At 67.7% G+C, this 24,248-nt stretch carries 22 protein-coding genes and 1 tRNA gene; 14 read left to right on the top strand and 9 right to left on the bottom strand.

Features of this window, described 5'->3' with window-relative positions; all coding sequences use genetic code 11:
* Nucleotides 1-5: 5 nt before the first annotated feature.
* Entirely contained in the window at nucleotides 6-533 is a 528-nt protein-coding gene (petA, locus tag A37E_RS0117865) for a ubiquinol-cytochrome c reductase iron-sulfur subunit (RefSeq protein WP_024279759.1), read from the bottom strand.
* 448 nt (nucleotides 534-981) lie between these two features.
* Between petA and A37E_RS0117860 the strand changes: the two genes are divergently transcribed.
* The 4 genes from A37E_RS0117860 (at nucleotide 982) to A37E_RS0117845 (ending at nucleotide 3,989) form a co-directional block, all read left to right on the top strand.
* Nucleotides 982-2,193, top strand: a complete 1,212-nt coding sequence (locus A37E_RS0117860; RefSeq protein WP_029557862.1) for a beta-1,3-glucanase family protein — start codon at nucleotides 982-984, stop codon at nucleotides 2,191-2,193.
* 42 nt (nucleotides 2,194-2,235) lie between these two features.
* Nucleotides 2,236-2,700, top strand: a complete 465-nt coding sequence (locus A37E_RS0117855) for a tRNA (cytidine(34)-2'-O)-methyltransferase (protein ID WP_029557861.1) — start codon at nucleotides 2,236-2,238, stop codon at nucleotides 2,698-2,700.
* 80 nt (nucleotides 2,701-2,780) lie between these two features.
* Nucleotides 2,781-3,707 (top strand): oxygen-dependent coproporphyrinogen oxidase, encoded by a 927-nt coding sequence (gene hemF / locus A37E_RS0117850; protein ID WP_029557860.1) that lies wholly within the window; start codon nucleotides 2,781-2,783, stop codon nucleotides 3,705-3,707.
* Nucleotides 3,708-3,779: 72 nt separating this feature from the next.
* Nucleotides 3,780-3,989 (top strand): DUF2158 domain-containing protein, encoded by a 210-nt coding sequence (locus A37E_RS0117845; protein WP_024279764.1) that lies wholly within the window; start codon nucleotides 3,780-3,782, stop codon nucleotides 3,987-3,989.
* Nucleotides 3,990-3,992: 3 nt separating this feature from the next.
* Here A37E_RS0117845 and A37E_RS0117840 read toward each other — a convergent pair whose 3' ends face one another.
* The 4 genes from A37E_RS0117840 to A37E_RS0117825 are packed head-to-tail and all read right to left on the bottom strand — an operon-like array spanning nucleotide 3,993 to nucleotide 6,743.
* Nucleotides 3,993-5,231: a CCA tRNA nucleotidyltransferase gene (locus A37E_RS0117840; protein WP_029557859.1), complete on the bottom strand. Its 1,239-nt coding sequence runs from the start codon at nucleotides 5,229-5,231 to the stop codon at nucleotides 3,993-3,995.
* Nucleotides 5,228-5,488, bottom strand: a complete 261-nt coding sequence (locus tag A37E_RS0117835) for a DUF6111 family protein (RefSeq protein WP_029557858.1) — start codon at nucleotides 5,486-5,488, stop codon at nucleotides 5,228-5,230. The genes A37E_RS0117840 and A37E_RS0117835 overlap by 4 nt, the downstream gene beginning before the upstream one ends.
* The gene (locus tag A37E_RS0117830; protein WP_029557857.1) at nucleotides 5,488-6,165 is read right to left on the bottom strand and encodes a CoA pyrophosphatase; all 678 of its coding nucleotides are present in this window, start codon (nucleotides 6,163-6,165) and stop codon (nucleotides 5,488-5,490) included. The genes A37E_RS0117835 and A37E_RS0117830 overlap by 1 nt, the downstream gene beginning before the upstream one ends.
* On the bottom strand, nucleotides 6,165-6,743 hold the full coding sequence (locus A37E_RS0117825) for a DUF1285 domain-containing protein (protein ID WP_051679141.1): 579 nt from the start codon (nucleotides 6,741-6,743) through the stop codon (nucleotides 6,165-6,167). The genes A37E_RS0117830 and A37E_RS0117825 overlap by 1 nt, the downstream gene beginning before the upstream one ends.
* Nucleotides 6,744-7,201: 458 nt before the next feature.
* On the opposite strand from A37E_RS0117825, the gene A37E_RS0117820 reads away from it, so the two are divergent.
* The 5 genes from A37E_RS0117820 (at nucleotide 7,202) to A37E_RS27650 (ending at nucleotide 14,350) form a co-directional block, all read left to right on the top strand.
* Complete coding sequence (locus A37E_RS0117820) at nucleotides 7,202-8,203, top strand: MoxR family ATPase (protein ID WP_024279769.1); 1,002 nt, start codon at nucleotides 7,202-7,204, stop codon at nucleotides 8,201-8,203.
* A gap of 20 nt (nucleotides 8,204-8,223) precedes the next feature.
* The gene (locus A37E_RS0117815; protein WP_029557855.1) at nucleotides 8,224-9,201 is read left to right on the top strand and encodes a DUF58 domain-containing protein; all 978 of its coding nucleotides are present in this window, start codon (nucleotides 8,224-8,226) and stop codon (nucleotides 9,199-9,201) included.
* Entirely contained in the window at nucleotides 9,201-12,032 is a 2,832-nt protein-coding gene (locus A37E_RS0117810; protein WP_029557854.1) for a DUF4159 domain-containing protein, read from the top strand. Before A37E_RS0117815 ends, A37E_RS0117810 begins: the two co-directional genes overlap by 1 nt.
* A 16-nt stretch (nucleotides 12,033-12,048) precedes the next feature.
* Nucleotides 12,049-14,115: a membrane protein gene (locus tag A37E_RS0117805; protein WP_029557853.1), complete on the top strand. Its 2,067-nt coding sequence runs from the start codon at nucleotides 12,049-12,051 to the stop codon at nucleotides 14,113-14,115.
* 100 nt (nucleotides 14,116-14,215) lie between these two features.
* Complete coding sequence (locus A37E_RS27650; protein WP_280938448.1) at nucleotides 14,216-14,350, top strand: hypothetical protein; 135 nt, start codon at nucleotides 14,216-14,218, stop codon at nucleotides 14,348-14,350.
* 47 nt (nucleotides 14,351-14,397) lie between these two features.
* Here A37E_RS27650 and A37E_RS0117795 read toward each other — a convergent pair whose 3' ends face one another.
* From A37E_RS0117795 to A37E_RS0117785, 3 genes are read right to left on the bottom strand one after another with little or no spacing between them, the layout of a single operon-like run.
* Nucleotides 14,398-15,213, bottom strand: coding sequence for an ABC transporter permease (locus tag A37E_RS0117795; protein WP_024279773.1), 816 nt, complete (start codon nucleotides 15,211-15,213; stop codon nucleotides 14,398-14,400).
* Entirely contained in the window at nucleotides 15,210-16,127 is a 918-nt protein-coding gene (locus tag A37E_RS0117790; protein WP_051679140.1) for an ABC transporter permease subunit, read from the bottom strand. The genes A37E_RS0117795 and A37E_RS0117790 overlap by 4 nt, the downstream gene beginning before the upstream one ends.
* 9 nt (nucleotides 16,128-16,136) lie before the next feature.
* Entirely contained in the window at nucleotides 16,137-17,303 is a 1,167-nt protein-coding gene (locus tag A37E_RS0117785) for an ABC transporter ATP-binding protein (protein ID WP_029557851.1), read from the bottom strand.
* Between the two features lie 243 nt (nucleotides 17,304-17,546).
* Between A37E_RS0117785 and A37E_RS0117780 the strand changes: the two genes are divergently transcribed.
* From A37E_RS0117780 to A37E_RS0117760, 5 genes are all read left to right on the top strand, one after another.
* A tRNA-Thr gene (locus A37E_RS0117780) sits at nucleotides 17,547-17,621 on the top strand.
* A gap of 89 nt (nucleotides 17,622-17,710) precedes the next feature.
* Nucleotides 17,711-18,346: a DUF6538 domain-containing protein gene (locus A37E_RS0117775; protein ID WP_029557850.1), complete on the top strand. Its 636-nt coding sequence runs from the start codon at nucleotides 17,711-17,713 to the stop codon at nucleotides 18,344-18,346.
* Nucleotides 18,343-18,687 (top strand): hypothetical protein, encoded by a 345-nt coding sequence (locus tag A37E_RS0117770; protein WP_029557849.1) that lies wholly within the window; start codon nucleotides 18,343-18,345, stop codon nucleotides 18,685-18,687. Before A37E_RS0117775 ends, A37E_RS0117770 begins: the two co-directional genes overlap by 4 nt.
* On the top strand, nucleotides 18,684-20,483 hold the full coding sequence (locus A37E_RS0117765; RefSeq protein ID WP_029557848.1) for a hypothetical protein: 1,800 nt from the start codon (nucleotides 18,684-18,686) through the stop codon (nucleotides 20,481-20,483). Before A37E_RS0117770 ends, A37E_RS0117765 begins: the two co-directional genes overlap by 4 nt.
* Nucleotides 20,483-21,955: a DEAD/DEAH box helicase family protein gene (locus A37E_RS0117760; RefSeq protein WP_029557847.1), complete on the top strand. Its 1,473-nt coding sequence runs from the start codon at nucleotides 20,483-20,485 to the stop codon at nucleotides 21,953-21,955. Before A37E_RS0117765 ends, A37E_RS0117760 begins: the two co-directional genes overlap by 1 nt.
* Before the next feature lie 69 nt (nucleotides 21,956-22,024).
* On the opposite strand, the gene A37E_RS0117755 is transcribed toward A37E_RS0117760, so the two are convergent.
* Nucleotides 22,025-23,995 (bottom strand): ABC transporter ATP-binding protein/permease, encoded by a 1,971-nt coding sequence (locus A37E_RS0117755; protein WP_029557846.1) that lies wholly within the window; start codon nucleotides 23,993-23,995, stop codon nucleotides 22,025-22,027.
* Between the last annotated feature and the right edge of the window lie 253 nt (nucleotides 23,996-24,248).

The following is a 24,248-nucleotide window of genomic DNA, read 5'->3' as shown; positions in this document are numbered from 1 at the left end:
GCGCGTCAGCCGATCACGATCTTGGTGTCGGTGGTGAAGGCGTAGGGCGGCAATTCGAGATTGAGCGGCGCCGGTCCCTGCCGGATGCGGCCGGAGGTGTCGTACACCGAGCCGTGGCAGGGGCAGAACCAGCCGTTGTACTGGCCCTGGTGGCCAAGCGGCACGCAGCCGAGATGGGTGCAGATGCCGATCACCACCAGCCACTGGTCCTTGCCGGCCTTCACACGCGCCGAATCGGGCTGCGGGTCTTTCAGGTCAGACAGGGGGGTGTCCACCGCCGACTTGATCTCCGCCGGCGTGCGGTGGGAGATGAAGATCGGCTTGCCGCGCCACTGCACCGTGACGATCTGGCCTTCAGCGATGGGGGAGAGGTCCACCTCGGTGGTGGACAGCGCGAGCACGGACGCATCGGGCTGGAGCTGGGAGATGAAGGGCCACGCCATGGCGGCGGCACCGACGGCGCCCACGGCACCGGTTGCGATGTAGAGGAAGTCCCGACGCGTCGTCGTGTCCGACGTCTCCGTATGTGCCACGGCGCAGTCCCCGATAGTGTTGTCGTCCCGACGCACGTCCCGCAACCGCCGGCCGCGCGCAATGCTGCGGCCGCACGGACCTGCGAGCCGCCAATTTCAAGCGCCTCTAATTGCACCCTAGCCCCATCTTGTCCAGATCATGGCGATGCGGCACGCGGTCCTGCACTGCGACAGATCCATGTCGTTGCGCAAGGTCACGTGGGGAACGACGCCGGGCAGCCCGCCGGCCGGTCGCGCTCGGGGGTCGGCAGGCGGATATAAAGCGGCCCCGCCGCCCGACTTATGGCTAAGATCAAGCATTGCGCGACGTTCGGCCGACCGGTAGCTTGGCAGTGCTTTCCGTTTGCGCACTCTGCCTCGTCCCGCCCGCGTCGGCCCCACCCGCCCGGACCGCGAAAGCGAGTGTGCCCTGCGCACCGCACAACCATATGATCCGGGGGAGAAACTCATGACGAAACGTATTCTGGCTTGCCTCGCGGCAGTGGCCGGCATCGGCGCGGCGGGGGCCGCCCATGCCCAGACGGTCCCGGTGACGATCGTCAACAACACCGGCATTACCGGCAAGATGTACATCACGGTCTATGGCCAGGACCCGGCCAACCCGACCTCCTATTTGGTCAGCGACGCGACGGGAAAGACCAAGCCGCTGAACACCCAGAACAACACGCCGACCGACTATGGCTTCAATACTGCATCGACCAGCACATATACGTTCAACGTTCCGCGCCTGAATTCCGGGCGGATCTATATTTCCTTCTGCCAGCCCTCCTATCTCACGGTCACGCCGACGGGCAACGGCAGCGGCCCTCTGGCGCCCAATTCGCCGGCGCCCTGGAACACGTCCAGCAAGAACCACACCTCGGTGATCGACTTCGCCGAATACACCTGGGGGCCCGACAACAATTTCAACGTCAACACGACGCAGGTGGACTCGCTGGGCATCCCCATGAAGATGGTCCTGCAGAACGCGTCGCAGACGGTGACGGCCGGCTTCACGGACTCCAACTCGTCGCAAACGGTCGTCAAGACGCTCGTCGCCACCCCGCCATGGAGCACGCTTCTCATCACGGACAGCAAGGGGCGCCCGACCCAGGTGCTCAGCCCCAACCATGGCATGGAAGCAGGGTACAAATTCCCCACCAATTACTGGGACAGCTACGTCAACCTGGTCCTCGCCACCTATTCCAAGGCCGGGAAGAGCTTCACCCTGAACAACCAGATCGGGAGCGTCACGACCCCGTACACTGGAACGACCTCCGCCACCCAGATCACGCTGACGCCCACGGGGGGCACCAACAAGACGGTCTTCAACAAGCCGACGTCCAAGGACCTCTGGCAGAATGGTCCCACATTCGCCAGCGGCGATGCGGGGCCGGTTCCGAGCCTGCAGCGGTGGATGCAGGCGGCGTTCCTCCGCTCGACCTTCATCAACAGCACCAACAGCATCTCGAACTGCTCTGTGAAGCCGTACCAGGGGCTGCCGCAGAACCTCTATTCCCAGACCATCCACGCCGCATCGCTCAACGGAAAGGCCTATACCTTCCCTTATGACGATGTGTGCGAGCAGAGCAGCTACAACTCGGTCCCCGCGCCGACCAAGCTGACGCTCACCCTGTTCCCGCTCAATTCGACGTGGAACAAGATGACCTGCAGCAACTGACCTGACGACCCGCTCCGGCGGCGTCCCCGCCGGAGCCACTCCTTGACCCTGCGCATCGCCCTCTATTGCCCGGACATCGCGCAGAATGCCGGTGCCATCCTGCGCACCGGCGCCTGCCTCGGGGCAGAGGTGCATATCATCGAGCCCGCAGGCTTCCCGGTGGGCGACGCCGGCTTCCGGCGCGCGGGGATGGACTATATCGACCAGGTGGTCTGGCGGCGGCACGCCTCTTTCGCTGTCTTCGATGCGGAGCGGCGCGCCGAGGGCCGGCGCCTCGTCCTCCTCACCACCACCGGTGCCGAGCCGCTGTTCGGCTTTCCCTTCCAGAGCGACGACGTGATCCTGTTCGGCCGCGAGTCCGCCGGCGTGCCGCCCGAGGTTCATGCCGCGGCGGATGCGCGCGTGCGCATTCCCATGCGGCCGGGCGTGCGCTCGCTCAATGTCGCTGTCAGCGCCGGCATAGTCCTCGCCGAGGCGCTGCGGCAGACCGGCGGCCTGCCCGCCTGAGCTTTCTTCCGCCGCGGGGAGGCGATAGAAGCGCCGCCAGCCAGAAGAACATCGGAGGCGGAACGCCCATGGAAAACCCCGTGCCCCCCGTTTCCGCCCCCGCCGAGGCCGGCAACGCGCTCCTCGATGCCCGCCGTGCCGAGGCCCGCGCCTGGTTCGAGGACTTGCAGGGCCGCATCATCGCCGCCTTCGAGGCGCTGGAGGACGCCGCCGATCCCGCGCTCTACGGCCCCTCCCCTGCCCGCTTCGTCCGTACCCCCTGGGTGCGCACCGATCACACCGGCGCGCCGGGCGGCGGCGGCACCATGGCCCTCATGCGCGGGCGGCTGTTCGAGAAGGTGGGCGTGCATACCTCCACCGTATTCGGGGAGTTCGCCCCCGAGTTCCGCGCCCAGATCCCCGGCGCGGCGGAGGACCCGCGCTTCTGGGCCTCGGGCATTTCGCTCATCGCCCACATGGCGAACCCGCACGTGCCGGCCGTGCACATGAACACGCGCTTTGTCGTCACCACCAAGGCGTGGTTCGGCGGCGGGGCGGACCTGACCCCGGTGCTCGCCCGCCGGCGCACGCAGCAGGATGAAGACACCATCGCCTTCCACAAGGCCATGGAAGCGGCGTGTACCGCCCACAAGGTGGCGGACTATGCCCGCTACAAGGCTTGGTGCGACGACTATTTCTTCCTCAAGCATCGCAACGAGATGCGCGGCATCGGCGGCATCTTCTACGATTATCTCGATTCCGCCGCCGCCGGCACCGGCCGCTGGGAGGACGATCTCGCCTTCACCCGCGACGTGGGCCTCGCCTTCCTCGACGTCTATCCCCGCCTCGTGCGCGCCAACATGGCGACACCGTGGACTGAGGAGGACCGCGAGGAGCAGCTCATCCGCCGCGGGCGGTACGTGGAATTCAACCTGCTCTACGACCGCGGCACCATCTTCGGCCTCCGCACGGGCGGCAATGTGGATTCGATCCTCTCCTCCATGCCACCGGTGGTGAAGTGGCCGTGATCCGCCCGTCATGAATGCGCATTAAGGCTGCTGCTGCGCTGGCCCCTTCGCGGCCGGCCCGGAGAAACAGCCATGGCGTTCGCCCCCGGAGATATCGTCCAGCTCAAGTCCGGCAGCCCCGCCCTTACCGTCGTCACCGCCTCCGAGACGGAGATTTCGGTGGTGTGGTTCGCCGAGGACGTGAGCGAGTTCCGCAAGGACACCCTTCCCGCCATCGCGGTTGAGAAGCTCGAGATCGCCGATTTCGAGGAAGAGGACGAGGAAGAAGACGACGAGGACTGAGCCTCACGAAGGCCCTTCATCCACGGCGATCGCCGCCCGCAGCAGGGCGGCGATGAGGCCGGGCTCCTCGGGGAAGCCGGCGTCGATCCAGTCCGCCTCCGCCCGCCGCAGGGCGGCCCCGAGCGCCCGTCCCGGCTTGAGGCCCAGCGCCATCAGGTCAGCCGAACCGAACGGCGGACGCGGCACCGCCCATTCAGCTGCGAGCCGGCCGATCCGTTCCATACCCGACCGTCCGTGCGCCGCCGCCAGCAGCGCGCGGTCGCGCGCCGCTTCCGCCCCTGTCCGGTAGATGAAGGCCTGCGCCGCCGCGTCGTCGGCAATGTCCGGCACAGGGCCGGCCATGAGGGCGAGGCGCCGCCCCTCAGCATTGGACAGGCGCAGCTTTCCGCGCAGCCGCTCGGCATCGTCCGGCACCCGCACCGCAAGGACGGCGAGACGGCGGATGGCATCGGCCGGCACGTCCCAGCCCTCCGCGCGCCACAGCGCCTCGATCTCCACCAGCCGCGCGAACGCCCGGGCATCGGCGATGCCGCCGATCAGCGGCTGGATCAGGCCCGCGTCGCTCATGACGGCAAGGGTCGCCGCCGCGCCCGGCGCGAGGAGCAGCTTCAGCAGTTCCGCCCGCACCCGTTCGTGGGAAAGGGCGAGCAGGCCCTGACGCAGACGCACGGCACCGGAGAATGCCGCCTTGTCCACCGCGCCGGTGCCATAGGCCGCGTGAAAGCGGAACAGACGCAGGATGCGCAGGTAATCCTCGCGGATGCGCGCGTCCGGCGAGCCAATGAAGCGGATTTTCCGCGCCTCAAGGTCCGCAAGGCCGCCCACGAGGTCCACCACCGTGCCGTCTGGCGCCGCATAGAGCGCGTTCAGGGTGAAGTCCCGCCGCTCGGCATCGTGCTGCCAGCTCCGGCCGAAGCGCACCACCGCCCGCCTGCCGTCCGTCTCCACGTCCTCGCGCAGGGTGGTGACCTCGTATCCGTGATGGCCGGACACCACGGTGACAGTGCCATGCTCGATACCGGTGGGCACTGCCTTGAGGCCGGCGCGGGTGGCGCGGGCGGCGACCTCCTGCGGCAAGGCGGTGGTCGCGATGTCCACGTCGATCACCGGCAGGCCGAGGAGGGCGTTGCGCACCGCACCTCCAACCACCCGCGCCTCCTCCCCGCCGCCATTCAGCACGGCGAGCAGGGGCGAAAGGCCCGGTGTGGTCCAGAACGGCGCGCCGGCAACGCTGACAGTCATTCGAAATGCCCCGGCACGAACGCGCCATCCTTGGTCTGGGCGGGAACGTAGTGGGCGCCCGGCGGGGCCACGCGATCATGCTCGAATAGGAACAGGCCCAGCGCCACCAGCCCGACAGCCGCGACCGCGGCCACCGCAAGGGCGCGCGGCGACCAGTTGGCCGGCACGACCGACCCCTTGGTCGCGAGCAGCAGGGCGCCGTAGAGCAGAAACGGCGTGAGAAAGAGAGCGAGTTCGATGAGCAGGCTGCGCGCCATCAGGCGTAGACCTTCTCGTAGAGATTGCGCAGCATGCCCGCGGTTGCGCCCCAGATGTTATGCCCCTCGAACGGCATCACATAGAAGTGCCGCAGCGTGCCCTTCCATTCCCGCGACTGGCGCTCGTGGTTGCGCGGGCTCATGAGAAAGCCGAGCGGCACCTCGAACGCCTCGTCCACCTCGGCGGGATTGAGCGTGAGCGTGTAGGCCGGGTCCACCAGCCCCACCACCGGAACGATCCAGAAGCCGGTACCGGAGAGGTAGCCGTCCAGAAATCCCAGGGGCCGCACCAGCGCCGAATCGAGCCCCACCTCCTCGCGCGCCTCCCGCAGGGCCGCGTCGATCTCGTCCTTGTCACCGGGGTCGATACGCCCGCCGGGAAAGGCCACCTGCCCCGCATGCTGTGAGAGGTGCGACGATCTGAGCGTGAGCAGGATGGTCGGCTCCGGCCGGGCGATGACCGGCACGAGGACGGCGGCGTGCCGCGGGCGATCCTGCGGAATGAGGCTCACCTTCTCCGGCTGCAAGGCATGGTCGCCGTTCAGCGCGAGAAAGTCGCTTTCCGAATAGAAGGGAGGCGGCTCCCGCGACAGGCGCTCACCCGCACGGCGCAGGAAATCGGCGAGGCTGTCACCGGCGCTGTTGGCCTCGGAAAATGCATCATCGGACACCCGCATCAGTCCAGTCCCAGTTCGGCTGCCGGAAGAATGGGGAAGAAGAGCCCGCCCGACGCCACGCCGAACATGGGGACGCCGCCCTCCTCCCGCACCTCCCCGAGATCCATGAGGTCGAGATGGACGGCGCGCGACAACCGCGCCTCCAGCCCCCGCCGGACATGCAGGTAGGGGACCACCTCGCCCACCCCGTCGCCGCGGGCGAACCGCAGCTCGTGGCCCGGCCCGCAGCGCACCACGTCGTCCAGATTGGTGCGGAAGACGAGGGTGCGATTCGGGTCGCGGCCCCCGGCCGCATCCGGCTCTGGCGCCGATTCCACCGCCAGATCCACGGCAAGAAACGGAGCATCCTCGACCCGAATGCCCACCTTCTCCACCGGCGTCTTCAGCACGAAGCGCTCGCCCTCCCGTGCCAGCACGGAGGCGAACAGCTTCACCAGCGCCGGGCGGGTGATGGGGGTGCCCATGTAGGTCCAGCTTCCATCGGCGCGGATCACCATGTCCATGCCGCCGCAATCGGGCGGGTTCCACAGCTCCACCGGGGCCGGACCTTTCCCGCCGCCGGCGCGCGCAGCCGCCATCAGCGCCTCCAGCCGGCCCGACGCAGATGGCGCCTCGGAAGTGGAGGGCGTGAGAGCTGGCGTGTCTGGCGTTGGGGCAGGCATCTGGTCTCCTTGGACCCTGTCACGCCGCAAAAGGCGGAAGCCTCGCGATGACGTGAGTGCGCCGCACCCCCACCACCTCCGCGGGGGCTCGACGGGCGCGCATCATATCGTAAGCTCTCTGTCCGGGTGGCGCGACGTTTGCAAGACTTCGCGAGACGGGCGTGTTCCGCTCCGTCCCAGACCGACGCGTGGACCGGCCCGCCCGATGCCCGTTAAACAGGCAAAGGGTGGATCAGACCAGCGGATGGGAGCTGGAGGCGTTTTGTTGCCGCTTTTGGCAGCAAGCTTGCGGTGCGTGTCCGGCGTGCAGGCAATTATGGCGTGCGGTTCGTGTTTGGCGTGCGGTTCGTACTTGGCGTGTAGGAGATGAGCATATGTCGGCTGCCGGCGAGACCTTTGACCTCGACCAGATGATCATCCGCAATGCGGAAGCCGCCGCCGCCCATGTGAAGGCTGCCCGCGCGGCCATCTCGAACGTCATCTTCGGCCAGGAAACGGTGGTGGAGCGCGCGCTCATCACCATCCTCGCCGGCGGCCATGCGCTGCTCGTCGGCGTGCCGGGCCTCGCCAAGACCAAGCTCGTGGACACCATGGGCACCGTGCTGGGCCTCGATGCCCGCCGCGTGCAGTTCACGCCGGACCTTATGCCCTCCGACATCCTCGGCGCCGAAGTGCTGGAGGAATCGGCCGGCGGCCGCCGCGCTTTCCGCTTCATCAAGGGGCCGATCTTCGCCCAGCTCCTGATGGCGGACGAGATCAACCGCGCCTCGCCGCGCACCCAGTCGGCCTTGCTGCAGGCCATGCAGGAATACCATGTCACCGTCGCCGGCGAGCGGCACGATCTGCCCAAGCCCTTCCATGTGCTCGCGACCCAGAACCCGCTGGAGCAGGAAGGCACCTATCCCCTCCCCGAGGCGCAGCTCGACCGCTTCCTGATGGAAATCGACGTCGATTATCCCGATCGCGACGCCGAGCGGCGCATCCTGTTCGAGACCACCTCGGCGGAGGAGCAGAAGCCTCGCGCCGCCATGACGGTGGACGATCTCGTGGCCGCCCAGCGCCTCGTCCGCCGCCTGCCCGTCGGCGAATCGGTGGTGGAAGCCATCCTCACCCTCGTCCGCTCGGCCCGTCCCGGCGCCGAAGGGCCGGAGCAGGCCTATATCGCATGGGGCCCCGGCCCGCGCGCCAGCCAGGCGCTGATGCTGGCGGTGCGCGCCCGCGCCCTGCTGGACGGGCGCTATGCCCCCTCCCTCGACGACGTGGTGGCCCTCGCCGAGCCGGTGCTGAAGCACCGCATGGCGCTGACCTTCGCCGCCCGCGCCGAGCGCCAGAGCGTCACCGGTATCATCCGCCGCCTCACCGAGCGGCTCGGGTGAGCGCGGACCGGCCCGCGCCCATGGCCGCTCCCATGGCCAACGCCCCACAAAAAGGCGCGCCCGAGGACGCGCAGCGTCACGCCGTAGAGACGTCCGCCCTCGCCGCCGCAGACCTCGCGGCAGCCATGCCGCGCCTCGTCCTGGAGGCGCGCCGCATCGCCATGAGCGTGCAGCACGGCCTGCACGGGCGTCGGCGCTCGGGCACGGGTGAGAATTTCTGGCAGTACCGCCGTTTCGTGGACGGCGAGCCGGCCAATCGCGTGGACTGGCGCCGCTCCGCCCGCGACGATCATCTTTATGTCCGCGAGCGCGAGTGGGAGGCGAGCCACACGGTGTGGATCTGGCCGGATCTCTCGGCGTCCATGGACTATGCCTCCCGCGGACAGCCGCCGAAGCGCGAGCGGGCGCTGGTGGTGGCGTTCGCCCTCGCGGAGCTTCTGGTGAAGGGCGGCGAGCGCGTGGGCATTCCCGAATTGATGCGCCCCTCCGCCAACCGCCGCATCGTCGAGCGGATGGCCGAGGCCGTGGTGCTGGCGCCGCGCCTGCCTGCGAGCCTGCCGCCCGAGTTCGGCCCCTCGCCGCTCTCCGAGATCGTGCTGCTGAGCGATTTCTGGAGCCCGGCCGAAGAGGTCTCGGCCCGGCTTCACATGCTGGCCGCCTCGGGCGCCCACGGCCATCTGGTGCAGATCGTGGACCCGGCGGAGGAGACGTTTCCCTTCTCCGGCCGCATCGAGTTTCGCGAACCGGAGGGCGGCGACCGTCTCACCGTCGGCCGGGCCGAGAGCTGGAAGGCAGACTATGACGTGAAGCTGGCGGACCACCGTGCCCGTCTCCGCGCCGCCGCGGAACGGCTCGGCTGGAGCTTCGCCATCCACCGCACCGACCGGCCGGCGAGCGAAATGCTGCTTGCCCTGCACCAGCGCATGAGTGTGGGGGGCGGCCCGTCCGCCTTCCCCAAGGACGGCGGCCATGCCTTCGTCTCTGGAGGACCGGCCTGATGTTCGGTCTTCCCCTCGCCTTTTCCGCGCCGCTGCTGCTCACCGCCTTCCTGGCGCTGCCGCTGCTGTGGTTCCTGCTGCGCGTGGTGCCGCCGAAGCCGCGCGAGGTCAGCTTTCCCCCGTTGCGCCTGCTCCTGGGCATCACGCCCAAGGAGGAGAGCGCGGCGCGCACGCCGTGGTGGCTCACCGCGCTGCGGATGCTGCTGGCGGCCCTCGTCATCCTCGCCGCCGCCGGCCCCATCTGGAACCCACCAGCGACGGCGCCGACCGGCTCGGGGCCGCTTCTCATCGTCATCGATCAGGGCTGGCCCGCCGCCGCGAGCTGGGAGGCCCGCCGGAGCGCCGCGGCCGCCCTCATCGACGAGGCGGAGACCAACGGACGCGGGGTCGCCCTCATTCCCACCGGCGACGTGCCGCGCGAGGCGACCCTCTCCACTCCCGCAGCCGCGCGTGACCACCTGCGCTCGCTGGAGCCGGTGCCCTATGCGCCCGCCCGCAAGGAGGCGCTGGCGCTGGCCGGGCGCCTCCTCGGCACCGAGCCCAGCGCCGGCATCGTCTACATTTCCGATGGCGTGGACCTTGGCGCCGATCCCGACACCGCCCGCGCCTTCACCGATCTCGGCGCCGGCGCACGCCTGCTCGTGGTGGGCGGCGGCGTCGCCGCGCCGCTTGCCTTGGCCGGCGCGGAAAACGCTGCCGAGGCGCTCACGGTGAAGGTGCTGCGGCCGGCCTCCGGCGCCCCGCGCTCCGGCCGGGTGACGGCCCGCGACATGCGCGGCCTCGTGCTCGCCGAAGCCCCCTTCACCCTGCCCGAGGGCGCGAGCGAGGTGGACGCCCGCTTCGACCTGCCGGTGGAATTGCGCAACGAGGTGGCACGGCTGGAGATTGCCGGCGAGCACTCGGCCGGCGCCGTGCAGCTTCTCGACAAGCGCTGGCGGCGGCGCTCCGTGGGCGTCGTCTCCGGCACCTCCACCGACACCGGGCAGCCGCTCCTTGCGCCGACCTATTACCTCTCCCGCGCCCTCGGCCCGTTCGCCGACCTGCGCGTGGCGGAGACGGGATCGGCCACCGAGAACATCAACCGCTTCCTCGACCAGCGCCTGCCCGTGCTGGCGCTAACGGACGTGGGCACCATCCCGCCCGCCACCCGCAACCGCCTCGCCAAGTTCGTGGAAGACGGCGGCGTGCTGATCCGCTTCGCCGGGCCGCGCCTCGCCAATGCGCAGGACGATCTCCTGCCGGTGCGCCTGCGCCGGGGCGGCCGTGTGCTCGGCGGCTCCCTCTCGTGGGAAACGCCGCAGAAGCTCGGCTCCCTCACGCCGGAAGGTCCCTTCCGCGACATCAAGCCCGCCGACGACGTGACAGTGAACCGGCAGGTGCTCGCCGAGCCGGACGGCACGCTGGGCGACCGCACCTGGGCGACGCTCGCCGACGGCACACCCCTCGTCACCGGCACCCGTCGGGGCAAGGGCGCGCTGGTGCTGTTCCATGTCACCGGCGACACATCCTGGTCGAACCTCCCCCTTTCCGGCACATTCGTTGAGATGCTGCGCCACGTGGTTGCCCTGTCCGATGCCCCGCCCCCGCCCGAGACGGCGCCGGCGGACACCGCCATTCATCCCGCCGGCCGGCCGGATGTGGCGGCGCTGCCGCCCGCCCGCGTCCTCGACGGCTTCGGCGCCTTCCGCCCCGCCGGCCCCACCGCCCGCGCTTTGCCCGCCGACTATCGCGGCCGTTCCACTGCCGACCATCCGCCCGGCTTCTACGGCCCGCCGGACGGCCTCGTGGCGGTCAACACCCTGCTCCCCGCCGACCGGCCCAAGGCCCTCGACCTCGCGGCGCTGGGCGGGCGCACGGAGCCGTTGCAGGAGAGCGCGCCGCGCGACATGCGCGGGCCTATCCTCATCGGCGCCATGCTGCTGCTGCTGCTCGACGCTCTGGCGGTTCTGTTCCTCGCCGGCGGGCTCTCCCGCATGGGCGGAACGCGGCCGCGCCCAGGGGCCGCCGCCATCCTGCTCGCCGCCGTGATGCTGGGCGCCGCCGCCGGCGCCTTCCTGCCCGTCCCGGCTCGGGCCGACGACAGCTTCGCCTTGAAGGCCACCACGCAGACCCGCTTCGCCTATGTGGTGACGGGCGACAGCGAGGTGGACGACATTTCCCGCGCCGGCCTCGACGGGCTCGCCACCTTTCTCGCCCAGCGCACCGCGCTGCAGGCCGGCGAAGCCATGGGGGTGGATATCGCAAAGGACGAGCTCGCCTTCTTTCCCGTGCTCTACTGGCCCATCCTCGCCAATACGCCGGTGCCCGCGCAGCCGGTTCTGGCGCGCATCGACGCCTACATGAAGCAGGGCGGCACGGTGATCTTCGATACCCGCGACGCCATCGAATCCCCCGGCGGGCCCGGCGCGCCGCTCACCCCGGCGCAGGCGCGGCTGAAGGAGATTCTCTCCCGCCTCGACATCCCCGAGCTGGAGCCGGTGCCGCGCGACCACGTGCTCACCAAGGCCTTCTATCTGTTGAAGGACTTCCCCGGCCGCTTCACCGGCGGCACCACCTGGGTGGAGGCGCTCCCCGCCGCCCGCGACGATGCCGACCGCCCCGCCCGCGCCGGCGACGGCGTGTCCCCCGTCATCATCACCTCGAACGATCTGGCCGGCGCCTGGGCCGTCTCGCGTTCCGGCGAGCCCATGCTGCCGCTCACCCCCGGTGAGCCGCGCCAGCGCGAGATCGCCTTCCGGGCCGGCGCCAACATGGTGATGTACGTGTTGACCGGCAACTACAAGGCGGATCAGGTGCACGTGCCGGCGCTTCTGGAACGGCTGGGGCAGTGAGGAAGACATCCATCCGATGAGCTACGGCCTCACCTTCTCCCCCTTCCTGCCGCTGCCGGCGCTGATCGCGGTGGCGATCACTGCTGCTGTGCTGGCGGGGCTGCTGGTCTATTCCCGCACGCGTGGCTCGGTGTTCCGGGCGCTGGCGCTGGCGGTGGGCCTGCTGGCGCTCGCCAACCCCTCCTTCACCCGCGAGGAGCGCGAGCCGCTGTCTTCCGTTGTGGCGCTGGTGGTGGACAAGAGCCAGTCCCAATCCTTCGGCGAACGCACCCAGCAGACCGAGGCCGCCCGCGCCCAGCTCGCCGAGCGCCTGGGCAAGCTCTCCGGCGTCGAGGTGCGCACCATCGAGGCCGACGCGGGCGACGGTTCGGTGGACGGCACGCGCCTGTTCTCCGCCCTCTCGGCCGGCCTTGCCGATGTGCCGCCGGAGCGGGTGGCCGGCGCCATCATGATCACCGACGGGCGGGTTCACGACACGCCGGAGAATGCCGGCGCGCTGGGCTTTTCTGCCCCCGTCCACGCCCTCATCACCGGCCGCGCCGGCGAGCGGGACCGCCGCGTGGCGCTGGAGAAGACGCCGCGCTTCGGCATCGTCGGCCAGAAGCAGACCATCACCTTCAAGGTGACGGACGAAGGCGCGCCGGCCGGCGCCCGCGTGCCCGTCACCATCCGCCGCGACGGCGAAGTCATCGGCCGCCCCACCGTCACCACCGGGCGCAGCGCCAGCATCGACGTGGATATCACCCACGCCGGCCCCAACATCGTCGAGTTCGAGGTGCCCCCGCTCGAGGGCGAGCTGACGCAGGTGAACAACCGCACCGCCGTCGCCATCGACGGCGTGCGCGACAAGCTGCGCGTGCTCCTCGTCTCCGGTGAGCCGAACGTGGGCGAGCGCACCTGGCGCAACCTGCTCAAGAGCGACGCCAATGTGGACCTCGTCCACTTCACCATCCTGCGCCCGCCGGAGAAGCAGGACGGCACGCCCATCAACGAGCTCTCGCTGATCGCCTTTCCGACCCGCGAGCTGTTCCAGACCAAGATCAAGGATTTCGACCTCATCATCTTCGATCGCTACGCCCAGCAGGGCGTGCTGCCGCAGATCTATTTCGACAACATCGTGCGCTACGTGCGCGCCGGCGGCGCCGTGCTGGTGGCCGCGGGCACGGACTTCCTCGACACCGGCTCGCTCTACAACACGCCTCTGGAGGAAATCCTTCCCGGCATACCGCGCGGCGAGGCCACCGACGCGCCCTATCACGCCAAGCTCACCGACCCCGGCAAGCGCCATCCCGTCACCCGCAACCTGCCGGGATCGGAGAGCGACCCGCCCCACTGGAGCCGCTTCTTCCGTGTGATCGACGCGCAGGCGCGCTCCGGCACCAGCCTCATGTCCGCGCCCGGCGACAAGCCGGTGCTGCTTGTGGACCGGGTGGGCGAGGGCCGCGTCGCCCTCCTCCTCTCCGACCACATCTGGCTGTGGGCGCGCGGCTACGAGGGCGGCGGCCCGCACATCGACCTGCTCCGCCGTCTCTCCCACTGGCTGATGAAGGAGCCGGACCTGGAGGAGGAGCGCCTCAAGCTCACGGTTTCCGGCCGCGACCTGGTGGTGGAGCGCCAGACCATGGCGGACCAGGTGCCGCCCGCCACCGTCACCACGCCCTCCGGCGCGCTGCGCACCCTCACCCTCGCCCAGGTCGAGCCCGGCCTGTGGCAGGCCAAGACGCCGGCGGACGAACTGGGCCTGTGGCGGGCACAGAACGGCACGCTGAACGCCCTCGCCAATATCGGCCCCCTGAACCCGAAGGAGTTCGCCGAGGTGACGAGCACCCGCGACGTGCTCGCCCCCATCGCGGCGGCCACGGGCGGCGGCGTGTGGCGGCTCGCCGATCTCAACGGGCAGGTGCCGCGCCTCGTGCAGGTCTCCGCCTCGGACCGGCTCGCCGGCGAGGACTGGATGGGGCTGAAGACGCGGGACGTCTCGGTGGTGCGCGGCATCGGCCTGTTCCCGATGTTCGCGGGTCTCTCGGGCCTGCTCCTGCTGCTCGGCGTCATCACCGCCGCCTGGGTGCGCGAGGGCCGCTGAGGCTGCCTTCCGGGCGCGGGCCTGGGATGCCGATACTTAAGGTTATGGTTAACGATTTGCTGCCACGCTCCCGGAAACTCGCACACTTGGAGCGTGTTGCATGGCGTCCGCCGCCTCCGTATCCGCCGACCGCAACCGTGGGATCGCGCTGCTGATGGGCGGAGCGATGCTGGCTGGCGGCCTGCTGCTCATGGTCCAGATCGTGACCGCCTTCAGCGCCTTTGCCGCCGTCTGAACGGACAGCACCGGGAATGGGCGCGCTGCGCGCCCTCGCGATGCCCCCTATTGCAGCGCCGCCCGCTCCTCGGCCTCACGCTGGCTCTCGGCCCGCTTTGTGACGATGGAGGCAATGATGACCACCACCGTCACAATGGCGATGAGGATGGTGCAGACCGCGTTGATCTCCGGCGTCACGCCGAGGCGCACCTGCGAATAGATGCGCATGGGCAGCGTGGTGGCGCCGGGTCCGGTGGTGAAGCTCGCGATCACCAGATCATCCAGCGACAGGGTGAAGGCCAGCATGAAGCCGGACACCACCGCCGGCAGGATGAGCGGCAGGGTGATCTTGAAGAAGGTCTGGAACGGCGGGCAGCCGAGATCCAGCGCCGCTTCCTCCAGCGTGCGATCGAAGGTGACGAGGCGCGACTGCACCACAACGGCCACGAAGCACATGGTGAAGGTGATGTGGGCGAGCAGCACGGTCCAGAAGCCGCGGTCGAAATTCACCGCCACGAACAGCAGCAGCAGCGACAGGCCGGTGATGACCTCGGGCATGACGAGGGGCGCGTAGATCATGCCCGAGAACAGCGTGCGCCCGCCGAATCGCCCATAGCGGGTGAGCGCCAGCGCCGCCATGGTGCCGAGCACGGTTGCGGCCAGCGAGGAGAAGAAGGCGATGCGCAACGTCACCCAGGCAGCATCAATGAGCTGCTCGTTCTCCAGCAAAGACCAGTACCATTGGGTGGAGAAACCGGCCCAGACGGTGACAAGTCTTGACGCGTTGAAAGAGTAGATCACCAACAGAATGATTGGAATGTAGAGGAAGGCGAAGCCCAGCACGATGGACGTGACGTTGAACCAGGTGAGGCCTTTTCTCATTTGCCTGCCTCCAGTTCGCGCTGCTGGATGTTCTGGTAGATCACGATGGGGATCACCAGCACGAGCAGCAGCAGCACCGCCACCGCCGAGGAGACGGTCCAGGAGCGGTTCACAGTGAATTCGGTCCACAGCGACTTGCCGATCATCAGCGTGTCGGAGCCGCCAAGAAGATCAGGGATCACGAACTCGCCCACCGCCGGGATGAAGCACAGCAGCGCGCCGGCGGCGACGCCGGGAAGGGAGAGCGGGAAGGTGATCTTCCAGAAGGCCTTCACCGGCGGGCAGCCGAGATCGGCCGCGGCTTCGAGAAGTGTGAGGTCGAGCTTCTCCAGCGCCGAATAGAGCGGCAGCACCATGAACGGCAGGTAGGAATAGACGATGCCGATATAGACCGCGAGATTGGTATTCAGGATCTCCAGCGGCGTGTCGATGACCCCCAGCGACATCAGCCCCTGATTGAGCAGACCCTCCGGCGAGAGGATGCCGATCCATGCGTAGACGCGGATGAGGAACGAGGTCCAGAAGGGCAGGATCACCAGCATCAGCAGCGTCGGCTGAATGGAGCGCGGCGCCCGCGCCATGGCGTAGGCGATGGGGTATCCAACCAGCAGCAGCAGGATCGTCGAGATGGAGGCGATGATGAGGCTGGAGCCGTAGGCGGCGAGGAATTCGTTCGAGAAATCCAGCACGTAGCCGTAATTGGCGAGGGAAAGCTGCGACAGGAAGTCGGTCAGGCCCGAAAGGCCGTTGGAGAGATCGAGTTGCGGCGCATAGGGCGGCTGGGCCACCACGTCCTGCGACAGCGAGATCTTGAAGACGATGAGGAAGGGCGCCAGGAACAGCGCCAGAAGCCACAGATAGGGAACCGCGATCACGAACCAGCGGCCCCGTCCCTTTTCTCCCGCCATGGCCATGACTGCCTCCTAACGGGTCAGAAGGACGCCGGCGTCGGGATCAAACGTGACCCACACCTTGTCCTCCCAGGAAATGGGCCGCGCCACCCGGCGCGACAGGTTCGGCTGGGACACCTTGAGGCGCTGACCGCAGGCGAGCTCCACGTGATAGATGGAGAGATCGCCCAGATAGCCGATGTCCCAGATTTCCCCGGCGAAGACGTTCTCCGTCCCCTCAGGCGGCGGATCGAGCGAAATGCGCAGCTTTTCCGGCCGAATGGCGATGCAGGCCTTGCCGCCGGGCCCGGCCTCGCAGGGATGCGCCACGGTCAGCGGCGACGGCGTCACCTCGGAGGTGAGGCGCGTGGTCTCGCCCTCGCATGCGGTCACGGTCGATTCGATCAGGTTCACCTCGCCGATGAAGTCGGCGATGTAGCGCGTGGCCGGCTGCTCGTAGATTTCCGCCGGCGGGGCCACCTGCACCAGCACGCCGTGATTCATCACCGCGATGCGGTCGGCCACGGTCATGGCCTCCTCCTGGTCGTGGGTCACGATCAGGAAGGTCATGCCGAGGGACATCTGCAGGTCCATCAGCTCGAACTGGGTCTCCTCGCGCAGCTTCTTGTCGAGGGCACCGAGCGGCTCATCCAGCAGCAGCACCTTGGGGCGCTTGGCGAGCGAACGGGCGAGTGCGACGCGCTGGCGCTGGCCGCCGGAAAGCTGGTGCGGCTTGCGCTTGGCGAACTGCTCAAGCTTCACCAGTTCCAGCATCTCGGCAACGCGGGCGTCGATGTCGGCCTTCGGCATCTTGTCCTGCTTCAGGCCGAAGGCGATGTTGTCCGCCACGTTCATGTGCGGGAACAGCGCGTAGGACTGGAACATCATGTTCACCGGCCGCCGGTAAGGCGGCACCCCCGCAAGATCTTCACCCGCGAGCGTCAGGCGGCCGGAGGTCGGTTCCTCGAAGCCGGCGAGCATCCGCATGAGGGTGGTCTTGCCGCAGCCCGAGGGGCCGAGCAGAGCGAAGAACTCCCGCTCATAGATGTCCAGGCTGACATTGTTGACCGCAGTGAAATCGCCGAACCGCTTGACGACATTCTCGAAGCGGATGAGCGGCGTCTGGGTTGGATCCTTCCATGGGGCAAACGTGCGCCGGACGGCGCCGATGGTTTCCTTGCGCGCCTTGTCCGCTGCCATGACTTCCCCCATCCAGGCCTCGTAGCTGGAGGCTAGCTGCGCAGAAGGAATCGCTCAAGCCGCAAGCAGGCGCATTTTTTCAGCGCCCGTAGCCTGCCGAGCGCCCAACCGTGTCTGCCTGGCATGTCATCCACTGCCATCGGCGCCGAGCCCCTTGCACCGCAGCGCCGCATGTACTAGAGGAGCGCTCCTGACGACGGCACACCCGTCTCCGCGGTCCCCTCCTGGTGCGGCCGCCGGCACGCTGCGGTAGCTCAGTGGTAGAGCACTCCCTTGGTAAGGGAGAGGTCGAGAGTTCAATCCTCTCTCGCAGCACCATCCCAACCCATTGAAATCCCAAAACGATGGGCAAGATCAAAGGCTTGAAACGGCATTTGCTACAGTCTCCTGCTACAGTCGGAGACGAAATGAGCAAGCCCCAGAGGCTGTTTTGCCGTGGCGGTCGGTGGACCTTTCGAGCGTATGTGCCGGAGGAACTCCGGCCGATCATCGGCAAGCGGGAAATCTGGAAGAGCCTGGGCACCATCAGCCACCGCGAGGCAGTCCGCCTTTCACACATCGAGTCGGTGAAGGCAGACACGCTATTCGCCGAGGCCCGGGCCAAGCTCACCGGCGTCGACACCGGCATCGGGCATGACGAGCCTGCGGGCGTCTCGGATGCCGATCTCCAGCAGTTGGCTAGGTCCTATCTCTACAGTTTGGAACGCCAGACGCCGCCGGTGCCCTTCTCTCAGGAGGAGCGGGAAGCTCGGCGAGATGCAGCAGACGATCAGGCCGCAGCCATTGCGCAAGGCATCGACGACGCCGGCCTGCAGAGCCTTGCCAAGGCAGCAGCCCAGGAGAGAAGGCTGCGCCTCATCGACGGACGCGACATCCTGCGGGCGACGGAAGCCCTGCAACGGGCTTTGCTAGAGCACTACGCGAGAGACGCAGATGGGGCCGAGTTGAAGGAAGAGCGCGTCCGCGAAGGGCGGCGTCGATCGCCTGCATCGCCCGCGCGGCCTATGCCGCACTCGTCGAGGCGAAGCGCAACGTCGACTTGAAGATAGACGAGCAGCTCCATTCCGACGCGTTGCCTGAGCTCATCGCCGAGCATCGCGATGCCGCGCTGGAAACTGACCTCGACGCCCTGCGCGCAGCAACCCGCATGGATAAATACCTCACGAGCTTCGTACAGGACGTGCTCGAATGGATTCGTTCCAATGGGGCGCTGGACGGCATCTCCCGGGTCCTCGAGACCCGCGAACGCGACCTGAAGGGGGAACGGGCATACCTGATCAACGCTAAGCGGCGCGCGGACTGGCGCAAAGGTGTCGCAACACCTCTCGACTACCGGTGGCCGGTGGTGCAGGAGATGATCATCCGGCTCGGAGCGGCCAAATGAGCTTCGACCCGGGCAGCCGCATCTCAGTCTTCGGCGCACTGCGCCCCGACGCTGGGCAATCCATCTCGCGAGCGGTCATCGCCACCTACTCGCTCGATCTCGTCGCGCTACTCGGACTCGTCCTGGTGCTTGGCGGAGACGCCGAGGCCGAGTTCGAGAACTCTCCGCTCGGCCTCGTGAAGGCCTTCGACGGCGTGCGCGGCAGGCTCCGCGTACTGCATCAGGTCGGTCGCATAATCGCACCCCGAGCGCACAGGTCGATCCTGCCACTGCTCGACACGATGGTCGAGGCGATCCCGGCCAACGAGCGCCGCCAGAGCTGGCATCCGAAGGTCGCCCTCGTTCGATACAATGGCGATCCCGTCCAATGGCGCTTCTGGATCGGCAGCCGGAACTTGACTGGCTCGCGCGACCTCGACGCCGGCCTCCTCCTTGCGTCGTCGCACGACATGGCGGCGCGTCCGGTTCGGGACATTGCCAAACTGGCGCGTGGCCTCCTGATCGAAGGCGAATTCACTGCGTCTGAACTCGAAGAGCTGCGCGCTGCGCGCTGGCTGGCTCCCGCCGGCACGGCCGTCCGGCGATTGCTGTGGCGTAGGCCGGGTGGAGGCACACCCTTCATCTCCGCGCCGTTGCTGGATGGGGCGGAGATGGCCAGCGCGATCAGCCCCTTCATCGATGTGACCGGACTGCGCCAACTGTTACGCGCAGGCTCGCCCTCCGTTACCCTGCTGACCAATGACGTGTCGGCTGGCAGCTGTGCGCCACTATCGGGGATCGTCTTTCGAACACGTTCGGCACCCGAGCCGGAAACGACGGTCTCGGTGGAGCAGCAGGCGGTTGACAGGACCGCCGAGTTTATTGAGCCGGTATCGGCTGGCGTCCACGCCAAGATGATCGCCGTCACCAAGGGGAAGCGATCGACCATCATGCTCGGCAGCGCGAACCTGACGAAGCGCGGACTGCTAGGTCCAAACGCCGAGGCGGTCGCCATCCTCGACGTCACGGACACGGCGCTGGCCGGTTCGCTTCATAGCTTCGTGCAATCTGGCTTCGAGTTCGACCCTTCCCGGGTGGACGAGGACCTCGCAGAGCTCGAGGAGAGCGAGCGACAGCTGGACGAGCGGATAGCTCTTCTTCTCGAATGCAAGCTCGGCCTCGAATATGAGGTCGGCGGGCTGACGCTTACAGTTGGCGAGGGCGCGGACGCGGCACTCCAGACCGCGCGGTTCGAGGCTGCACCATTCCTCGCCCCCGACGCCTGGGTCCGGATCGAGACAGGGATGCGGAGCGTCCGGCTTCTGCGCGGAAATATCGTGCTGAGCGAGCAGACGTCGCTTGTCTCGTTCCGCGCGACCAGCCTGACGGACCCCACTGTCCAACGATGCTGGGTGCTGTCGCTACCAGTCACAGGTCTCGACCATGACCGGCGCGACCGAGCGCTCCTGACCCGATATGTTGGGGCCAGCAGGTTCCGGGACTGGTTACGCTCGCAGCTCGAAGGCCTCGACGGCACAGCGGGCGAGAGGTGGTCCGATGGGCTACAGAAGACCCATGAGCGCAAGATCTCTAGGATCTCAGAGATGTTCACCCTAGAGACGATGCTCTCCGCCTGGGCCCGCGATCCTCGGGGCTTCGAGCGACGCACCGCCGGCATGATAGCGATGCTCGATTCCTTCCAGGAGACCTTCAAGGAGCCGCCTGACGAGGAGGAGAAGCGTGCTGCACTCGCGGACCTCTCCGACGTTCGGCCGTTCCTGCAGGCCGTCCACGACGCAATCCACGGGGGCGCCTGATGGAGCTGGCACCATTCCAGTCCCGCACCGTCCAGGTGGCGAGCGAGGTCCTCAAGGCCAACGGCCCGCGACGCTTCCTCGTCGCCGACGAGGTTGGACTGGGCAAGACCCTCATCGCTCGGTCGATCGCCCAGCAGCTGCAGAAGGGAAGCAGGCGGCTGAACGTGATGTATCTCTGTCCGAGCCTCGAGATCGCCGGTCAGAACCGGCCGAAGTTCATCTCGCTGACCGGGATCGACCCCGAGAAGTACGATCCCGGCGGGGACCGGCTCGCGCTGGTCCCCGGCTGGCTGCCCGAGGAGGGGAACGGGTTCCGGGTGTTCACCTTCACTCCGGAGACGAGCCTGCCCGGATGGAAGCCGGGCCCGAGAACCGGCCGAAAGGCGGAGCGCGAACTGATACTCTCGGCGCTGGAGCGGTTCCCAGCATTGTTGTCCGCTGTGAAACAGCTCGACCGCGAGCGCGCTGCGGGCGGTCGGCTTTTGCTCTCCGACCGGGGCGACCTGAAGGGCTTCAACGCCATCGGGGTCGAGCGGGCAATGCGGGACATCTTTGACTGCCAGTCGGGGAGCATCGAGAAGTCCGTGTTGGGATGGCTCGAGGGTGATGGTGTCGACGTCGTCGAGTTCATCGGGCGCTTCAGGTCGGTCCTCGCGCTGGCGGCGCTGCGGCTCAAGACGGTCAAGCCCGACCTGGTAGTTCTCGACGAGTTCCACCGATATGCGGATTTGATCGTTCCAAAGGCCGATACTCCTAACGTTCGGCTCAAGCAGGAACGAGCGCGGATTCATCGGCTCCTCGTGGAGGCGCTTCTCGGCGGCGACGAGCGACCGGCGGTGCTTCTGCTCTCAGCGACACCCTACAGGCTGCGACGCCTCGGGGGCGACGAGATCCACGAGGTCGACCACTACCGATCGCTCATCGCTCTCGCCGGCTTCCTCGCCGACGACGAAGGATGCCGGGTCGCAGTTGAGCAGGCGATGCGCGACTACCACTGTGCCTTGAAGACGACCGGGACGAGGGACGCGATCCGCGCGTCGGTCCTGGGCGCCAAGGAGAGGCTCGAGGTGCTTCTCCGGCCTCTGATGGCTCGGACGGAACGCGCTCTGGTGCACAAGGAGGATCTGTTCGAGCGCGATAACCCGCAGGTCTCCGTCGAGACCCAGGACCTTGTCGTGTTCAAGCACTTCGCGGAGTCTGCCGGACCGGAGTTTGCCGGCTGGGCGCCAGCGATGTGGACGTCTATCCCATACCCCGCGCAGACGATGCACGGCTATAAGATCTGGAAGTCCCTCCAGGCGGCCAGGCCCGCTCCGATCGAGGCAGGAAGCGGTAAGGGCACGGGGCACCGCTTTTTTCGTACGCATCGGCGTGCCGAAGGAGCTTCGGGAGATCGTCAGCAAGCGAGCTTCAAGGGGCCCTGGGCGCCAGACATGGGCATCCTAAGGCGTGTCGCATGGACTCGGCGTTAGTCAGCGGTGCAACTCGTTGCACCACGGCGCGGACGATGAGGCCGACAACGCCCCCGTGATTTCGGGCGACTAGGCTTGGCTCGATGGCCGTCGCCGCCGCAGCAATTGCCCCAATAGCCGCGGCTTTCCCTTTCGCGGAATAAGGTCGATGTCAGTCACCAGCTTCGCCCCGCCCTTGCGCCGCTCCAGCACGATCTTGCGGCTGTGGAAGGCCTCCAGTTCGGCACGGTGGGCGACGCTGACGATTGTCGCGTCCGGCAGCTCGGTGGTCACAAGCTCCATCATCCTGTCCTGGCTCTTTTCGTCGAGGGCGGAAGTGGCCTCGTCGAGCACGATGATGTCGGGGCGATGCAGCAGCAGGCGCGCGAAGGCCAGACGCTGCTTCTCGCCACCGGACAGCGTCTGGTCCCAGGGCGCCTCCTCCTCGATCTTCTCCTTCAGATGCTCAAGCCCGACCGCCTGGAGCGCGGCGCAGATCTCCTCGGCCGACCAGTCCTCGGCACCGCCCGGATAGGCCGCCGCCCGCCGCAGGGTGCCCGATGGCACATAGGGCTTCTGGGGCAGCATGAAGAGGCGCGCATCGGGATGGAAATTGATGCTGCCGCCGCCCCAGGGCCACAACCCCGCGATGGCCCTGACCAGCGTGCTCTTGCCGCTTCCGGAAGCACCCGAAACGAACAGCCGCTCCCCCGGCTCGATCACCACCTCCGCCTGCTCCACCACCGCCGTGCCGTCATCCAGCGACACGGAAAGGTCGTTCAGGGTGAGCATGGCCTGCCCATCCGTCTCGCCCCGCTGGATGCGCCCAACGCCATCGCCGTTTTCGGCCCGCTCCAGCGCGTCGAGGGACATCATCAGCGAGGCGATGCGGCGTGCGCATGCGTTCCAGTCGGCAAGCCGGGGATAGTTGTCGACCAGCCAGCCGAAGGCCGTCTGCACGATGGTGAAGGCAGAGGCGGCCTGCATCACCTCGCCGAGTGACATCTGGCCTTCGAGAAATTTCGGCGCACACAGCAGCAGCGGCACGACCGGAGCGATGAGGCTGGATCCTTGCGACACGAGCGTCGTGCGCATGTATTGGCCGGCGAGGCGCGACCATTGCCGGAGGACGCCGGAGAAGGTGGAATTGATACCATCCCGCTCCTCCTGCTCTCCGCCCAGCAAGGCGATGCTTTCGCCATTCTCGCGAACGCGGGTCAGCACATAGCGGTAGTCGGCCTCCGACTGGTTCTTCTCCTCCGACACCTCCACGAAGCGCCGCCCGATGAACAGGATCGATCCGGACGCGATGAGCGCATAGATCACGGCTGCCACGACGAGGAAGCCGGGAATGGTGATGGCCGTGCCGCCCAACGTCACGGTCAGCGCACCGCCAATGGTCCACAGCACGACGATGAAGGTGGCCGCAGAGAGGAACGCCGATGTGACACCGGCGAGGAAGTCCACGGGGGCTTCGGTCGCCACCCTCAGGTCTTCGGCGATGCGGTATTCCGGGTTCTTGTGATCGCCGCTGACCAGATTGAGCTGATAGTAGCGGCCCCCCGTCAGCCATCGCGAGACGACCGCATTGGTCAGCCACGCCCGCCAGCGCCGCTGCATGCCCATGCGCGCATAGACCTGGGCGACGCCCAGCGCCACGCTGCCCACGGCCAGCGGGAAGAAGACGGCCGTGAGGAAGAAGACGGTGGAGGCCTCGCGCTTCTCGATGCCGTCGAAGATCGACCGGTTCCAGACGTTGATGGCGTACTGAAACCCCACGTTGGTAACGATCAGCAACAGAAGGCCAATGGTGAAGACCCATGCCAGCTTGTCGCCCTTGGCGCCCCAGTATCCGCGCGCGCTGATCCAGAAGCGCTTCAGCAGATACGATTTGCGGAGCCGTTCGACCTCTTCCGAGGAGAGGGAGGGGTCAGGCTCGATGGCCTCGGGCGGAGGCGGCTCGACCACCTTTCCGTTCTCCGCGATCACGCTGTCCAGTTCGGACTCTGCGGTCGCATCTGGCTTTTCGGTCGGTCGAGCGGGGGCTTCGGCGGTCGTCATGGCGCGATAACTCGCCGAGATTTCGAATGTTCCTGAGACGCCCCAGCTTACGCAGCGCGAACATCGAGAATGGTATCCAACTCGTGGGGAGCAATCTCCCGCCGAACAAGCGTGTTGGGCACGCCTCCAGCGACCGGGGAGAACATGCCGCCCGGATCGATCTCTCGCGTTCCGATTGACGCCCGTCTGCAGCCGCTGTTTTGGCTGTGAGTGGCGCTGCCCTGGTCGGCGCCTCTTCAGCGGGTCGAACTCT

Origin of the sequence: Xanthobacter sp. 91 (assembly GCF_000702385.1) — a bacterium.
GTDB lineage: Bacteria > Pseudomonadota > Alphaproteobacteria > Rhizobiales > Xanthobacteraceae > Xanthobacter > Xanthobacter aminoxidans.
This window is presented reverse-complemented; position numbering and strand designations above follow the sequence as displayed.

Bases quoted from the DNA above. Each gene is read 5' to 3' on its own strand.
- A37E_RS0117860 (WP_029557862.1), top strand. From the start codon at position 982: ATGACGAAACGTATTCTGGCTTGCCTCGCGGCAGTGGCCGGCATCGGC.
- A37E_RS0117845 (WP_024279764.1), top strand. From the start codon at position 3,780: ATGGCGTTCGCCCCCGGAGATATCGTCCAGCTCAAGTCCGGCAGCCCC.
- A37E_RS0117840 (WP_029557859.1), bottom strand. From the start codon at position 5,231: ATGACTGTCAGCGTTGCCGGCGCGCCGTTCTGGACCACACCGGGCCTT.
- A37E_RS0117835 (WP_029557858.1), bottom strand. From the start codon at position 5,488: ATGGCGCGCAGCCTGCTCATCGAACTCGCTCTCTTTCTCACGCCGTTT.
- A37E_RS0117830 (WP_029557857.1), bottom strand. From the start codon at position 6,165: ATGCGGGTGTCCGATGATGCATTTTCCGAGGCCAACAGCGCCGGTGAC.
- A37E_RS0117825 (WP_051679141.1), bottom strand. From the start codon at position 6,743: ATGGCGGCTGCGCGCGCCGGCGGCGGGAAAGGTCCGGCCCCGGTGGAG.
- A37E_RS0117820 (WP_024279769.1), top strand. From the start codon at position 7,202: ATGTCGGCTGCCGGCGAGACCTTTGACCTCGACCAGATGATCATCCGC.
- A37E_RS0117815 (WP_029557855.1), top strand. From the start codon at position 8,224: ATGGCCGCTCCCATGGCCAACGCCCCACAAAAAGGCGCGCCCGAGGAC.
- A37E_RS0117810 (WP_029557854.1), top strand. From the start codon at position 9,201: ATGTTCGGTCTTCCCCTCGCCTTTTCCGCGCCGCTGCTGCTCACCGCC.
- A37E_RS0117805 (WP_029557853.1), top strand. From the start codon at position 12,049: ATGAGCTACGGCCTCACCTTCTCCCCCTTCCTGCCGCTGCCGGCGCTG.
- A37E_RS27650 (WP_280938448.1), top strand. From the start codon at position 14,216: ATGGCGTCCGCCGCCTCCGTATCCGCCGACCGCAACCGTGGGATCGCG.
- A37E_RS0117795 (WP_024279773.1), bottom strand. From the start codon at position 15,213: ATGAGAAAAGGCCTCACCTGGTTCAACGTCACGTCCATCGTGCTGGGC.
- A37E_RS0117790 (WP_051679140.1), bottom strand. From the start codon at position 16,127: ATGGCCATGGCGGGAGAAAAGGGACGGGGCCGCTGGTTCGTGATCGCG.
- A37E_RS0117785 (WP_029557851.1), bottom strand. From the start codon at position 17,303: ATGGCAGCGGACAAGGCGCGCAAGGAAACCATCGGCGCCGTCCGGCGC.
- A37E_RS0117775 (WP_029557850.1), top strand. From the start codon at position 17,711: ATGAGCAAGCCCCAGAGGCTGTTTTGCCGTGGCGGTCGGTGGACCTTT.
- A37E_RS0117765 (WP_029557848.1), top strand. From the start codon at position 18,684: ATGAGCTTCGACCCGGGCAGCCGCATCTCAGTCTTCGGCGCACTGCGC.
- A37E_RS0117760 (WP_029557847.1), top strand. From the start codon at position 20,483: ATGGAGCTGGCACCATTCCAGTCCCGCACCGTCCAGGTGGCGAGCGAG.
- A37E_RS0117755 (WP_029557846.1), bottom strand. From the start codon at position 23,995: ATGACGACCGCCGAAGCCCCCGCTCGACCGACCGAAAAGCCAGATGCG.